Below are 13,073 nucleotides of genomic sequence, written 5' to 3'. Positions count from 1 at the left end.
CGCCGTGCGACGGTGACCGTACTGCTGATCGACGTACGGAGACCGCCATGGCCGACCTCCAGGACGAACTGCACACCCTCCCCGAGGCCGGCGACCACGACAAGGCGCACCATGCGGCGCAGGCGGTTTCCCGCACCCCAGACCCCCCGATCCCGGCCGACGCCGACGGCCAGGCCGACGAGCTGGAGCGGGCCCGCGCCCTCCTCGCCGCGCACCCCGTCGCCGACGGCTACAGCGGACTGCCCTGGGCCCTGCGTCACCTGCCCTGGTACGACCTCCAGCTCGGCGAGAGCGCCGTCGACACGGACGTGCCCCGGCTGCGCGAGGGCCACGTCGGCGCCCTGCTGTGGTCGCTGCACCTGCCCGAGGGCCTCGCCGCCGACCGGGCCGTCGGCGCCACCCTGGAGCAGCTGGACCTCGTCCGGTCGGTGATAGCCGCTCACCCCGAGGGGCTGCGGCTCGCACGCAGCGCCGGGCAGGTCATCGACGCCCGCAACTGCGGCCGCGTCGCCGTCGTCCTGGGCCCGGCCGCGGCCGCCGCGCTCGACGACTCCCTCGCCATCCTGCGCGTGCTGCACTCTCTCGGCCTGCGCGTCCTCACCCTCGCCGGCACCTCCTGGGCGAGCGCGGCGGGCCTGACCCGGTTCGGCGAGGAGGTCGTACGCGAGATGAACCGGCTCGGTGTGCTCGCCGACCTCTCCGGCGCCTCCGACACCACGGTCCGCCGCACCCTCACGCTCTCCAGGACGCCGGTCCTGTGCACCCGATCGGCCGCCCGCGCGCTGCGCCCCCACCCCGACAACCTGCCCGACGAACTGCTCGCCGAGCTGGGCGCGGCCAAGGGCCTGTGCCTGGTGCCGCTGACCGCCGAGCAGACCGGCCCGAGCGTCCGGGACGTCGCCGACCACCTCGACCACGTCCGTGCGATCGCCGGCCCGGACAGCGTCGGCCTGTCCGGCACGTACGACTCCGGCACCGCCCACCCGCAGGGCCTCGCCGACGCCTCCGGCTACCCGCACCTGATCGCCGAACTCCTCCGCCGCGGCTGGCCGGACACCGACATCTCCCTGCTGACCTGGGGAAACGTGCAGCGTGTCCTGCGCACGGCCGACTTCGCGGCCCGGGCGGCACAGGAACGCCGGGAGCCGTCGCCGGTACGGATCGCGCACCTGGACGGCTGACCGGCTCAGGGGCGCAGAGCCCCACTCAGGGCCTCAGGGCCTCAGGGCCTCAGGGGTGATCGATCCGGCAGAGGCAGAACGGATGCCCCGCCGGATCGGCGTACACCTGGAAGTCCTTCTTCTCCCGGTCCTCCAGATCCAGCGGACGCGCGCCCAGCGCCAGCACCCGCTCATGGGCCGCGTCGATCTCCGCCCAGGTGGCACCGCCGTTCAGGTCGAGGTGGAACTGCTGAGGGTTGCGGTCGGCGCGCGGCCACTCCGGCGGGGTGTAGCCCTCCACCTGCTGGAACGCGATCCGGGGACCGCCGGGGACCGGCAGGACGATCCAGTCCTCCTCCCCGTCCTCGGCCTCGGGCGTACCGCCCAGGACCGCCGCGTAGAACTCGGCGAGCGCGCGGGGGTCGGGACAGTCGAGGACGACGGAACGGAAATGGGCGACGGGAGCCATGCGATCCTCCGGGTTCTTCGGGGTCCTCCGGGTCAGTGACCGCGCGGACGGGTCAGCAGCTGCACAGACAGAACGGGTGCCCCGCCGGATCCGCGTACACACGCCAGCCACGCGAGCGGTCCTGCGCGTCCAGCGGCTTCGCGCCCAGCGCGAGGACGCCCTTCTCGGCGGCGTCCAGGTCGTCGACCGTCAGGTCCAGGTGGAACTGCTGCGAGCGCTCGGGTGCGGGCCACGCGGGCGGCACGAACCCGGGGGCGGCCTGGAAGGCCAGCGACTGACCGCCGGGCACCTTCACATCCACCCAGTCACCCTCCCCCTCCACGCTGCCGCCCAGCACCTCGGCGTAGAACCCGGCCAGCGCACCCGGGTCGGGACAGTCCAGGACGACGACACCCAGCTTGGCGAGAGCCATGACTTCCTCCTCGAAGTTACCTACACCGGCTGGCAACCGGTAACGGTTACTGCATGCTCTCGCATTGGAGGTAACGTCGCAAGCATGAGTGAGAGATCGGCCGCGCCCGGGGACCTGGCCCTCGTCGAGTCCCTGGTGAACACGCTGGACATCGAGTCGGGCGCCGACGCGCTGGACACGGCGGAGGTCCGGGCGCGGTTCGGGCTCGCCGAGGACGAGGTGGAGCAGGCCCGCGAGCTGCGCGAGTCCCTGCGCGTGGCCCTCCTGGCCCACGCCGGCCACCCCCCGCACCGCGAGGTGACCCCACTGGGCGAGCTGCTGGCGTCGGCCCCCCTGCTGCTGACGGTCGACGAGCACGACGGCTCGGCCCGTCTCGCTCCCGCGCAGGCAGAGGAGACCCCGCTGCTCGCCCGTACGGCCGCCGCGGTGGCGCAGGCGCTGGTCGCGGGCACCTGGACCCGGCTGAAGGCCTGCGAGGCCGCCGACTGCCACTGGGCGTACTACGACCGCAGCCCGGCCGGCCGGGGCCGCTGGTGCTCGATGGAGGTGTGCGGGGCGCGCGCCAAGATGCGCCGGTACCGGGCGAAGTAGTTCACCGGCCACGGCACGGCTCGGTGGTGCAGAATGCAAGCAGACGCCGGTTCGGCCGACTGAGCCTCGGCCGAACCGGCGTCACCTGCGCTGTACGGGTCTTCCGCGGGTCAGGCGGTAGGACGCCCCATCGCCCGGTACGTCCACCCGGCCTTGCGCCACAGCACGGGGTCGAGCGCGTTGCGCCCGTCGAGGACCAGCCGGGTCGTCGCGACCTCGCCGAGCGCCGCCGGATCCAGCTCGCGGAACTCCCGCCACTCGGTGAGGTGCAGGACGGCGTCGGCGCCCCGTACGGCTTCCAGGGCCGAGTCGGCGTACCCGAGCGTCGGAAAGACCCGGCGGGCGTTCTCCATCCCCTTCGGGTCGTACACCGTGACCTGCCCGCCCTGCAGATGTATCTGCCCGGCGACGTTCAGGGCGGGCGAGTCCCGGACGTCGTCCGAGTCGGGCTTGAAGGTGGCGCCGAGCACGGCGACCCGCTTCCCCAGGAAGGACCCGCCCCCCAGCGCCTCCCGGGCCAGCTCCACCATCTGCCCGCGCTGACGCATGTTGATGGAGTCGATCTCGCGCAGGAAGGTCAGCGCCTGGTCGGCCCCGAGCTCACCGGCACGCGCCATGAACGCCCGGATGTCCTTGGGCAGACACCCGCCGCCGAAGCCGATCCCGGCCCGCAGGAACTTCTTCCCGATCCGGTCGTCGTGCCCGATCGCCTCGGCCAGCTTGGCGACGTCGCCCCCGGCGGCCTCGCACACCTCCGCCATCGCGTTGATGAAGGAGATCTTGGTGGCGAGGAAGGAGTTCGCCGAGGTCTTCACCAGCTCGGCGGTGGGGAAGTCGGTGACGATGAACGGCGACCCTTCCCCGACCGGGGTCTCGTACACCTGGCGCAGCAGTGCCTCGGCCCGCTCGCTGCGCACCCCCACGACGATCCGGTCCGGATGCAGCGTGTCGTCGACGGCGAACCCCTCCCGCAGGAACTCCGGGTTCCAGGCGAGCTCGGCGTCCTCACCGGCGGGCGCGAGCTCGGCGATCGTCCGCGCGAGCCGTTCGGCGGACCCGACCGGCACGGTCGACTTGCCGACGACGAGAGCGGGACGCGTCAGATGCGGGGCGAGCGACGCGATCGCGGACTCGACGTACGACATGTCGCACGCGTACTCACCGTGCTTCTGCGGAGTGTTGACGCACACGAAGTGGACGTCGCCGAAGGCCCCCACCTCGGCCCAGTCCATCGTGAACCGCAGCCGTCCGCTGGACCCCTCGAACCCGCCGACGTGCTTGCGCAGCAGCTCCTCGAGCCCGGGCTCGTACATCGGGGTCTCACCCCGCTCGAGCTTCTCGATCTTCTCCCGCACGACGTCGAGAGCGAGTACCTCGAAGCCCAGCTCGGCCATGGCCGCGGCGTGTGTGGCGCCGAGATAGCCGGTGCCGATCACGGTGATCTTGAGGGCCATGGATGCTCCTGGTGGGGGATGCCGTCGCTGCGCGCCCGAGCATAGTCGGGGCGTGTCGGCGTCCCTCACCGGGCCGAAGCCGGAAGAGACGCCCCTTGTCGCCAAGCTCACGTATCACTCGGGTGGGCGGACCCCTAAAATTTGAGTTACTTAACGGTAATTAGCGTCAGTGACCGTAGCGTCTTTGGAGCGTGAGACACCTTGGCCGGATCGGCTGACTTCGACCTGTACCGCCCGTCCGAGGAGCACGACATGCTCCGCGACGCCATCCGCTCTCTGGCCGAGGCGAAGATCGCGCCGTACGCCGCCGCGGTGGACGAGGAGGCCCGCTTCCCGCAGGAGGCGCTGGACGCCCTGGTGGCGAGCGATCTGCACGCGGTGCACGTCCCCGAGTCGTACGGCGGCGCAGGCGCGGACGCCCTGGCGACGGTGATCGTGATCGAGGAGGTGGCGCGAGCCTGCGTCTCCTCCTCCCTCATCCCCGCCGTGAACAAGCTGGGCTCCCTTCCGGTGATCCTCTCCGGCTCGGAGGACCTGAAGAAGAAGTACCTGACGCCCCTCGCCAAGGGCGACGCGATGTTCTCCTACGCCCTCTCCGAGCCGGACGCGGGCTCGGACGCGGCCGGCATGAAGACCAAGGCGGTCAGGGACGGCGACCACTGGATCCTGAACGGCGTGAAGCGCTGGATCACCAACGCGGGCGTCTCCGAGTACTACACGGTGATGGCGGTGACGGACCCCACGAAGCGCTCGAAGGGCATCTCGGCCTTCGTCGTCGAGAAGTCCGACCCGGGGGTCTCCTTCGGCGCCCCGGAGAAGAAGCTGGGCATCAAGGGCTCCCCGACCCGCGAGGTCTACTTCGACAACGTGCGCATTCCGGCGGACCGCATGATCGGCGAGGAGGGCACGGGCTTCGCGACGGCGATGAAGACCCTGGACCACACCCGCATCACCATCGCCGCCCAGGCCCTCGGCGTCGCCCAGGGGGCCTTCGACTACGCCAAGGGCTACGTCCAGGAGCGCAAGCAGTTCGGCAAGGCGATCGCCGACTTCCAGGGCATCCAGTTCATGCTCGCCGACATGGCCATGAAGATCGAGGCCGCCCGCCAGCTGACCTATGCGGCAGCGGCCAAGTCCGAACGCCTGGACTCCGACCTCACCTTCATGGGCGCGGCCGCGAAGTGCTTCGCCTCGGACGTGGCGATGGAGGTCACGACGGACGCGGTCCAGTTGCTGGGCGGCTACGGCTACACGCGCGACTACCCGGTGGAGCGGATGATGCGCGACGCGAAGATCACGCAGATTTATGAAGGCACGAACCAGGTTCAGCGCATCGTCATGGCGAGGAACCTGCCGTAAGGCCCGTCGACGCGTCCATCGCCCTCCGTCCGTCTCCCGGCCGGAGGGCGATGTGCGTGTGGTGGCCGGCGGGACCGTGGTCCACGATGGGGGAGTGGTCCCTCTCGACGTCCCCCCGTCGCAGGAGGTTCGTGATGACGCCTGACGACGGACTGGTACTGCGCCTGCGGTGCGTCCTGCGCGGCTCGCGGGCGGCCGTGTTCCGGGCCCTGACCGACCCGCGGGAACTCACCCGGTGGTGGGGCCCCGACGGGTTCGCCATCCCGAGCGTGGAAAGCGACCTGAGGCCCGGAGGGGCCTACCGCATCGCGATGCGGCCCCCCGAAGGCCCCCTGTTCCATCTGGTGGGGGAATTCCTCGACGTCGACCCTCCCGCGCTCCTGCGCTACACCTTCCGGTGGGAGGACCCCGATCCCGAGGACCGGGAGACCGTGGTGACGCTGTCGCTGCGCGATCTGGACGGCACGTCGGCCGAACTGACCCTCACCCAGGGAGACTTCGCCACCGAGCGACGCCGCGCCCTGCACGAGGAGGGCTGGACGCAGGGGTTCGGCAAGCTGGAGAAGCTGCTCTCGTCGGCTTGAGGGCGACGGCGGACGTCAGTCCTCCAGCCCCTCGGCCACCCTCCGCTCCCGCAGCTCCCGGATCGCCCGCCGCCGCGCCAGCCGGTGGGTGCGGCGGATCTGGGCCTCCTGGTAGCGGCGTTCGTCACGTTCCGTCTCCGGGATCACGGGCGGGACCGCGCGGGGCTTGCCGTCGGCGTCGACGGCGGCGAAGACCAGGTAGGCCGAGCCGACCTGGGTGGCCGGGGCCGACTCGTTCCAGCGCTCGGCCAGGACCCGGACGCCGATCTCCATCGAGGTCCGGCCGGTCCAGTTGACCTGGGCCTTCACATGCACGAGGTCGCCGACGCGGACCGGCTCCAGGAATGCCATCTCGTCCATGGACGCGGTGACGGCGGGCCCGCCGGAGTGCCGTCCGGCCACGGCGCCCGCCGCGTCGTCGACGAGCTTCATGATCACACCGCCGTGCACCGTGCCCAGCAGGTTGGTGTCGGCGTGGGTCATGATGTGGCTGAGGGTGGTGCGGGACGCGGACGTGGGCTTGCCCGGGATGTCCGAGGTACTGCCCGAGTCCGCCGCGGTGACCTGGTCTGTCATGTCCTCCACCTTATGCCGAGGGGGACAAGCCGGGATTTTGTGTCAGCTTGGCAACAGCGGGGCCCTGATTCTCCGACGGCCCTTGTACGGCACACAGCCCTGCCCTGCACACTGGTCCGCATGAACGATTGGCCCGAGGGATGGTCCGACAACGACCGCGGCAACCGGTACGGAAGCGGCAGCGCGAGCGCACAGCCCGAGAGCGCGCGCGTCATGCGGCAGGTCCGCCGCGGCCCGGCCGCCCCGCCGCAAGGCCCCGGCGTCCCGCCGCAGCCGTCGTACGTCAACGGCCAGGGATACGGCGACTACACCGACGCGCGGGGGTCCGGGTACGACAGCGGCTACAACACGGGCCAGGTCTACGGCGGCGACTCCGGGGGAGCGGGCGGCCCGGCCGGCCCCGGCGGTACGGCCACCCACGGTCCGCGCCCCGCGCCGAACTGGCGCCGCCGCATCAAGTGGACGGCGATCTCGCTCGTGACCGTCATGGTGGTGACGACCGTCGCCACGTACTTCTGGGCCGACTCCAAGCTTCAGCGCGAGGTCGACCTGTCGAAGGTCATCGACCGGCCCGAGGCCGGCGAGGGCACGAACTACCTGATCGTCGGCTCCGACAGCCGTGAGGGCATGTCCGCCGAGGAGAAGAAGGAACTGCACACCGGTTCCGCCGAGGGCAAGCGCACGGACTCGATGATGATCCTGCACACCGGTTCCAACGGCGACACGCTGATCTCGCTCCCGCGCGACTCCGACGTGGAGATCCCGACGTTCGTCGGCTCCGACTCCGGCAAGACGTACAAGGGCACCGGCCGGCACGTGAAGCTGAACGCCGCGTACGCGGAGGACGGGCCGGAGCTGCTGGTGCGCACGGTCGAGTTCAACACCGGCCTGCACATCGACCACTACGTGGAGATCGGCTTCGCCGGCTTCGCGAACATCGTCGACTCCGTCGGCGGCGTCGAGATCGACATCCCGCAGGACATCAAGGACACCAAGTCCGGCGCCGACTTCAAGAAGGGCAAGCAGACCCTGAACGGCGAGGAGGCCCTCGCCTTCGTCCGCACCCGGTACGCGCTCGCGGGCTCCGACCTGGACCGCACGAAGAACCAGCAGAAGTTCCTCGCGGCCCTGGCCAACCAGGTGGCCACCCCGGGCACGGTCCTCAACCCGTTCAAGCTCTACCCGACCATGAGCGCGGGCCTGGACACCCTGATCGTCGACAAGGACATGGGCCTGTACGACCTGGGGTCGATGTTCTTCGCGATGAAGGGCGTCAACAGCGGCGACGGCAAGTCGATGAACATGCCGATCTCCGGCTCCACCGGCGGCAACCTCGTCTGGGACAAGGCGAAGGTGAAGACGCTGGTCAGCCAGCTGAAGAACGACGAGAAGGTCACCGTCTCGGGCAACTGAGCGCGAAGAGGGCCGACTTGCTCAGGGGCACCCGCCGGGGTGCCCCTGATCTCGTTCAGGCGGCGGTCACATCCTGGCGCCCGCCATCGCCCGGCACATCTCGGCGCAGCGACGGCAGGACTCGGCGCAGCGCATCATCTGGGGATCGTCCGGCATGGACATACACGCCTCGGCGCACATGTCGCACGCCTTGGCGCACAGGGCGCACATCTCGGCCGACATGGGCGAGCGCCGCATCATCATGTCGGCGCACATGCGGGTCGTCTCGGAGCAGTCCATGAGCGCGCGCATGATCTGCATCTGGGCCTGGCCGCCCATCTGCATGCAGGAGCTCATGGTCTCCTCGCACATGCTGTGGCAGGACATGCACGCCTCGACGCAGTCCTGCATCTGCTTGCTCATGGCGGTCATGGTTCCGGGCTGGGGCATGGCTCCTCCTGGGGGTGAGCGGGCCCGGGGCGGGCCCGCGCGTGCGTTTCCGTCCTACGCCTTCCGAAGAGCCCGCGCCATTGGGCGGACGGAACCAATCCGCACCGTTTGCGCCAGAAACGCCCGCCCTCTTGACGACTCACCCGGCTGCGGCGCAGGTCCATCAGGGTTACGGCTCAGGTGTCGGTCGTCCCTTACGGCGCACCCCGTAGGAGCACCCCTCAGGAGCACCCCACCTCATCCCCCCGAACCACCCCGAACGCTCCCTGCTCCGCATCCGCCTCTCCCCGTACCTTCCGCACCTCCCGGAAGTCCGCCCCCGCGATCACCTTCAGCGTCGGGCCGAGCCCGGTGACGGCGCGCAGTTCGCTGCCCGGCAGGGCCGTCGCGAGGGACTTCGCGGAGCGGTCCCAGCGGGGGTCGTAGGCGACGACCGTGTGCCGCGCGGAGGGGGCGGCCGCGCTGACCGGCCGGCCGGTCGTGCGGAAGCCCGCCGCCGCCAGCGCCGCGTCCACGCGGGTGCCGAGCCCCGCCGTACGGGTGCCGTTCTCGACCTGGACCCGGATCTGCTGCGGGGCCACGTCCACGCGGGCGACCCGGCGGTTGTGTGCGGAGAGGGGCTTGTCGTCGCGCAGGGACTCGAAGAGGCGCCGCGACTTCACCGGGTCCCACTTCAGCGTCGAGCCGATGCCCTTCACGACGTATCCCATCCGGCCGATGGGGACGGTCGTGAACTCGGAGGAGGACGGCGAGAAGGTGCGCATCGCCCGGCCGAGGTCCAGGAGTTCGTCCGTCCCGAAGCCGCGGTCGGCCCGGACCGACCCGAGGACGGCCCGCGTCACGTCCCGGAACCTCAGGGGGTTCAGCAGGATCCCGGAGGAGGTGGCCCGGTCCACCAGGGCCGCCAGGAAGCGCTGTTGGCGCTTCATCCTGCCCAGGTCGGAGGTGGCGTCCGCGTGCCGGGAGCGGACGTACTGCAGGGCCTCGCCACCCAGCAGCGTGTGCGTGCCCGCCGCCAGGTCCAGGCCCGTGTACGAGTCCTTCAGGGGCGTGGCCGTGCAGATCTTCACGCCGCCCAGCACGTCCACGGTCTTCATGAAGCTGATGAAGTCGACCTCCAGGTAGTGGTCGATCTTCACGTGGGTCATGTTCTCGACCGTGCGCACGGTGAGTTGCGGGCCGCCCTCCGCGTACGCCGCGTTGAGCTTGATCGGGTGGCCGTGGTGCGCCTTGCCGGTGACCTGGTCGGTGTGCGGGGGCGTCTCGGCGTAGGAGTCGCGCGGGAGGCTGACCACGCCGGCCCGCTCCCGGTCCTCCGAGATGTGCAGGATCATGACCGTGTCGGTGCAGTGGCAGGGCGCCCCGCCCAGGCGGTAGCGGCGGCGATCGGCCGCCGTGATCCGGTCCCGGCCGTCCGTGCCGACCAGCAGGATGTTCATGCCGTGTCCGGCCCGCGGACGGTTCTTCATGTCCTTGAAGGGGTCGACACGGGCGATGTTCGCGTCGAGGCTGCTGATCACCGAGTGGCCGATCCCGGCGGCGGCGAGGAGCACCACCGAGAGCGTCGTCGCCGCCCGCATGGCCCAACGCGGGCGACGTCCGCGCCGAGCGGGCCGAACGGGGGGACGCGGCGCGCGGCGGCGCGGGTCGGGGCGGCGCGGGGACCGGGGCGGAGTGGTGGGCATACGGGGCACCTCCGGGCGGCGGCCGTGGGCGAGGGAAGCCGTGAGAACCGTAGGCCCATACGATCTGCCGACCGGTGCAGCGCACCCGGCGGGGCGGGCCGTGTCCCCCGTTCGCGGTAACGTGAACCCCCTATGAACGCCAAGCCCGACGTGCAGCTCCCCGCCGTGTCCGTCATCATGCCCGTCCTCAACGAGGAGCGGCATCTGCGCGGAGCCGTCCAAGCGATCCTCGCGCAGGAGTACGCCGGCGAGATGGAGGTCGTGATCGCCATCGGTCCGTCCACGGACCGTACGGACGAGATCGCGGCCCAGCTCGTGGCAGAAGACCCGCGCGTGCACACCGTCCCCAACCCGACCGGTCGGACGCCGGCCGCCCTCAACGCCGCGATCAAGGCCTCCCGCCATCCGATCGTCGTCCGCGTCGACGGGCACGGCATGCTGTCGCCGAACTACATCGCCACCGCCGTACGGCTCCTTCAGGAGACCGGCGCGCAGAACGTCGGCGGCATCATGCACGCCGAGGGCGAGAACGACTGGGAGCACGCGGTGGCCGCCGCCATGACCTCCAAGATCGGGGTCGGGAACGCCGCCTTCCACACCGGGGGACAGGCCGGCCCGGCCGAGACCGTGTACCTCGGTGTCTTCCGGCGCGAGGCGCTGGAGCAACAGGGCGGCTACAACGAGGAGTTCATCCGCGCCCAGGACTGGGAGCTGAACTTCCGGATCCGGGAGGCGGGCGGGCTGATCTGGTTCTCGCCCGAGCTGAAGGTGTCCTACCGGCCGCGGCCCAGCGTGAAGGCGCTCGCCAAGCAGTACAAGGACTACGGCCGTTGGCGGCACGTCGTCGCCCGTTACCACGAGGGCTCCATCAACCTGCGCTACCTCGCCCCGCCGACCGCGGTGTGCGCGATCGCGGCCGGGATCGTGGTCGGCGCCGTGCTCACCCCGCTGGGCTTCCTGATCCCCGGCGGCTACCTCGCGGGGATCGTCGCCGGGTCGCTGCCGGCCGGCAAGGGACTGTCGGCGAAGGCACGGCTGCAGATCCCCGTCGCCCTCGCCACCATGCACATGTCGTGGGGCTTCGGCTTCCTGACCAGCCCGAAGGCGCTGGCCAGGAAGGTCATCGCGTCACGACGCCCCGCAGTCCTCAGCGACGCCCACTAGCGACGTCCACTGAGAACGGCACCGCGAGGCACCTTCACGGCGCCACCGGACCCGGACCACCCGGACTACCACGTGTAGTTCGGGTCCACGTGCATGCACTGGCTGGTGTCGGACGCGTTGATCGCCCCGGCCGAGACGGGCGTCTTGTCGTTCTTCACCGGCGCCTTGTACGCCGTCCCCGACCGCCAGTCCGTGCCCACGACGAGCGTGACCCCGGAGACGTCGGTGGACTTCTTCACCTGGCTCGTCGGGATGCCGAGGGCCTTCGCGACCGCCTGGGCGTCGCCCTGCAGGTCGGCGCTCGGGTACTGGACGACCGTCTTCGCCACGGACGTGGCCGCCGAGCGGTCCGCGACGGCCTCGGTGAAGCCCTTGCCCGTCAGCACCTGCGTGACGTCGGACGCGCGTCCCCTTGCCGCGCCCAGCGCGTCGGTGCGCGTGCCGTTGTGGACCTGCACCGCGATCTTGTCGGGCGCGGCGGCCGGGTCCGTGGACGCCGTCGCCGTCGGCGACGGGCTCGCGGTGGCCTTCTTGGCGTCCTTGCCGTCCAGGGCGATGTCCTCGCGCACCAGACGGAACAACTGCGTGGCGTCCTCCGTGGGCACCACCCGCTCGCCCTGATAGCGGTTCGGCATCGTCGTCATCGTGATGCGGTCGGTGGGCACCTTCTGCAGCTCGCCCGCCAGGTCGTACATCTTCGTGATGGTGTCCAGGCCGTCGTCGACGGTGATCGCCTTCGTGGCCGCCTCGGCGAGCTTGCGCAGCTTGTTGGGGTTGGTCAGCTTGGCGTTGGCGCGCAGCTCGCGGACCATCGAGTTCATGTACATGTGCTGCGCCTTGGCGCGGGCGAGGTCGGTGTCGTCCTCGAAGCCGTAGCGGGTGCGCAGCCACTGCAGGGCCTGCTCGCCCTTGACGGAGTGCGTGCCCTCCTCCAGCTTCAGGCCGGAGCCCTTGCCGCTGCTGGTGTGCGAGTAGACGTTGGCGTCCACGCAGACCGGGACGCCGCCTATCGCGTCCGCCATCGAGACGACACCCGAGAAGTCGATCATCATGAAGTGGTCGATGTGGATGTCGGTGAGCTTCTCCCACGTGGCCACCGTGCAGCCCGGGCCGCCGCGGCCGAGGGACACGTTCGTCATCTCGTTCTGCAGCGCCGCGTAGGCGGTCCCGTCGTCGGGGTCCGTGCACTTGGGGATGTCCAGCAGGGTGTCGCGCGGCATGCTCACCACCGACATGTTGCTGCGGTCCGCCGAGACGTGCAGCAGCATCTGCACGTCCGCGAGCGGGGGGCCGCCGAAGTCGTACTTGGCGCCGCCGAGCTTCTGGTTCGCCGCGGTGTCACGGGCGTCCGAGCCGATCAGCAGGATGTTCAGGGCGGTCTGTCCGTCCGCGTTGGCCTGCGTCTTGGCCGCCCGGTCCTTGGCGTCGCCGATGTTCAGGTCGTCGCTCTTGATGTTCGCGTTGAGGTGTTCGTAGTAGAGGTATCCGGCCCCCGCGCCGCCGACTATCACCACCGCGAGCACCGTCGCCGACCAGCGCAACGCGCGTCGACGTCGGCGTTTGCGGTCCTGGCCGCGTCCGCCGTGGCCCCCCTTGTGCCCGCCGCCGTGTCTGCCGTCCTTGTCGGACGTGTCCTTCTCGGGTGCGTCCTGGTCCTGCTGTTCCCGGGCGGTCGGAGACACTGTGTCCTCGACCGCGGGAACCCTCCCTCGCACCCCGCTGCTCCCCGCCATTCCCCTGCCCCTCCCCGCCGTGCGCCTGACACGGGCCCGTCCCG

At 70.8% G+C, this 13,073-nt stretch carries 13 protein-coding genes; 6 read left to right on the top strand and 7 right to left on the bottom strand.

Annotation, left to right across the window (positions count from 1 at the left end):
• Positions 1–47: 47 nt before the first annotated feature.
• Positions 48–1,181 carry a dipeptidase gene (locus OG289_RS20725; protein ID WP_327315515.1) on the top strand — a complete coding sequence of 378 codons (1,134 nt, stop codon included), beginning with the start codon at positions 48–50 and terminating at the stop codon, positions 1,179–1,181.
• Between the two features lie 49 nt (positions 1,182–1,230).
• Here OG289_RS20725 and OG289_RS20720 read toward each other — a convergent pair whose 3' ends face one another.
• Both OG289_RS20720 and OG289_RS20715 read right to left on the bottom strand, forming a co-directional pair.
• Entirely contained in the window at positions 1,231–1,629 is a 399-nt protein-coding gene (locus tag OG289_RS20720; protein ID WP_327315514.1) for a VOC family protein, read from the bottom strand.
• Positions 1,630–1,681: 52 nt separating this feature from the next.
• Positions 1,682–2,041, bottom strand: a complete 360-nt coding sequence (locus tag OG289_RS20715) for a VOC family protein (protein ID WP_327315513.1) — start codon at positions 2,039–2,041, stop codon at positions 1,682–1,684.
• 84 nt (positions 2,042–2,125) lie between these two features.
• Between OG289_RS20715 and OG289_RS20710 the strand changes: the two genes are divergently transcribed.
• Complete coding sequence (locus tag OG289_RS20710) at positions 2,126–2,632, top strand: CGNR zinc finger domain-containing protein (protein ID WP_327315512.1); 507 nt, start codon at positions 2,126–2,128, stop codon at positions 2,630–2,632.
• A 110-nt stretch (positions 2,633–2,742) separates the two neighbouring features.
• On the opposite strand, the gene OG289_RS20705 is transcribed toward OG289_RS20710, so the two are convergent.
• Complete coding sequence (locus OG289_RS20705) at positions 2,743–4,086, bottom strand: UDP-glucose dehydrogenase family protein (RefSeq protein WP_327315511.1); 1,344 nt, start codon at positions 4,084–4,086, stop codon at positions 2,743–2,745.
• Positions 4,087–4,287: 201 nt separating this feature from the next.
• Here OG289_RS20705 and OG289_RS20700 point away from each other — a divergent pair, with 201 nt between their 5' ends.
• Positions 4,288–5,445, top strand: coding sequence for an acyl-CoA dehydrogenase family protein (locus OG289_RS20700; protein ID WP_327315510.1), 1,158 nt, complete (start codon positions 4,288–4,290; stop codon positions 5,443–5,445).
• Positions 5,446–5,579: 134 nt separating this feature from the next.
• Positions 5,580–6,029 carry an SRPBCC family protein gene (locus OG289_RS20695; protein WP_327315509.1) on the top strand — a complete coding sequence of 150 codons (450 nt, stop codon included), beginning with the start codon at positions 5,580–5,582 and terminating at the stop codon, positions 6,027–6,029.
• A gap of 15 nt (positions 6,030–6,044) precedes the next feature.
• Here OG289_RS20695 and OG289_RS20690 read toward each other — a convergent pair whose 3' ends face one another.
• Entirely contained in the window at positions 6,045–6,605 is a 561-nt protein-coding gene (locus OG289_RS20690; protein ID WP_327315508.1) for an acyl-CoA thioesterase, read from the bottom strand.
• A gap of 120 nt (positions 6,606–6,725) precedes the next feature.
• Between OG289_RS20690 and OG289_RS20685 the strand changes: the two genes are divergently transcribed.
• A complete protein-coding gene (locus tag OG289_RS20685) occupies positions 6,726–8,018 on the top strand; it encodes an LCP family protein (RefSeq protein ID WP_327315507.1) in 1,293 nt (430 codons plus the stop codon).
• A gap of 66 nt (positions 8,019–8,084) precedes the next feature.
• Here OG289_RS20685 and OG289_RS20680 read toward each other — a convergent pair whose 3' ends face one another.
• Positions 8,085–8,447: a four-helix bundle copper-binding protein gene (locus OG289_RS20680; RefSeq protein ID WP_327315506.1), complete on the bottom strand. Its 363-nt coding sequence runs from the start codon at positions 8,445–8,447 to the stop codon at positions 8,085–8,087.
• 221 nt (positions 8,448–8,668) lie between these two features.
• Positions 8,669–10,132 carry an LCP family protein gene (locus tag OG289_RS20675; protein WP_327315505.1) on the bottom strand — a complete coding sequence of 488 codons (1,464 nt, stop codon included), beginning with the start codon at positions 10,130–10,132 and terminating at the stop codon, positions 8,669–8,671.
• A gap of 132 nt (positions 10,133–10,264) precedes the next feature.
• Between OG289_RS20675 and OG289_RS20670 the strand changes: the two genes are divergently transcribed.
• The gene (locus OG289_RS20670) at positions 10,265–11,296 is read left to right on the top strand and encodes a glycosyltransferase family 2 protein (protein ID WP_327315504.1); all 1,032 of its coding nucleotides are present in this window, start codon (positions 10,265–10,267) and stop codon (positions 11,294–11,296) included.
• Between the two features lie 65 nt (positions 11,297–11,361).
• On the opposite strand, the gene OG289_RS20665 is transcribed toward OG289_RS20670, so the two are convergent.
• Positions 11,362–13,029 (bottom strand): LCP family protein, encoded by a 1,668-nt coding sequence (locus tag OG289_RS20665; protein ID WP_327315503.1) that lies wholly within the window; start codon positions 13,027–13,029, stop codon positions 11,362–11,364.
• Between the last annotated feature and the right edge of the window lie 44 nt (positions 13,030–13,073).

It is taken from the genome of Streptomyces sp. NBC_01235, from assembly GCF_035989285.1.
Taxonomy (GTDB): Bacteria; Actinomycetota; Actinomycetes; order Streptomycetales; family Streptomycetaceae; genus Streptomyces.
Note: the sequence above shows the minus strand (reverse complement) of the source record. Positions and strands in the feature narration are given on the sequence as shown.

Excerpts from the sequence above, each read along its gene's own strand:
- OG289_RS20725 (WP_327315515.1), top strand. The coding sequence starts at position 48 with ATGGCCGACCTCCAGGACGAACTGCACACCCTCCCCGAGGCCGGCGAC.
- OG289_RS20720 (WP_327315514.1), bottom strand. The coding sequence starts at position 1,629 with ATGGCTCCCGTCGCCCATTTCCGTTCCGTCGTCCTCGACTGTCCCGAC.
- OG289_RS20715 (WP_327315513.1), bottom strand. The coding sequence starts at position 2,041 with ATGGCTCTCGCCAAGCTGGGTGTCGTCGTCCTGGACTGTCCCGACCCG.
- OG289_RS20710 (WP_327315512.1), top strand. The coding sequence starts at position 2,126 with ATGAGTGAGAGATCGGCCGCGCCCGGGGACCTGGCCCTCGTCGAGTCC.
- OG289_RS20705 (WP_327315511.1), bottom strand. The coding sequence starts at position 4,086 with ATGGCCCTCAAGATCACCGTGATCGGCACCGGCTATCTCGGCGCCACA.
- OG289_RS20695 (WP_327315509.1), top strand. The coding sequence starts at position 5,580 with ATGACGCCTGACGACGGACTGGTACTGCGCCTGCGGTGCGTCCTGCGC.
- OG289_RS20690 (WP_327315508.1), bottom strand. The coding sequence starts at position 6,605 with ATGACAGACCAGGTCACCGCGGCGGACTCGGGCAGTACCTCGGACATC.
- OG289_RS20685 (WP_327315507.1), top strand. The coding sequence starts at position 6,726 with ATGAACGATTGGCCCGAGGGATGGTCCGACAACGACCGCGGCAACCGG.
- OG289_RS20680 (WP_327315506.1), bottom strand. The coding sequence starts at position 8,447 with ATGCCCCAGCCCGGAACCATGACCGCCATGAGCAAGCAGATGCAGGAC.
- OG289_RS20675 (WP_327315505.1), bottom strand. The coding sequence starts at position 10,132 with ATGCCCACCACTCCGCCCCGGTCCCCGCGCCGCCCCGACCCGCGCCGC.
- OG289_RS20670 (WP_327315504.1), top strand. The coding sequence starts at position 10,265 with ATGAACGCCAAGCCCGACGTGCAGCTCCCCGCCGTGTCCGTCATCATG.
- OG289_RS20665 (WP_327315503.1), bottom strand. The coding sequence starts at position 13,029 with ATGGCGGGGAGCAGCGGGGTGCGAGGGAGGGTTCCCGCGGTCGAGGAC.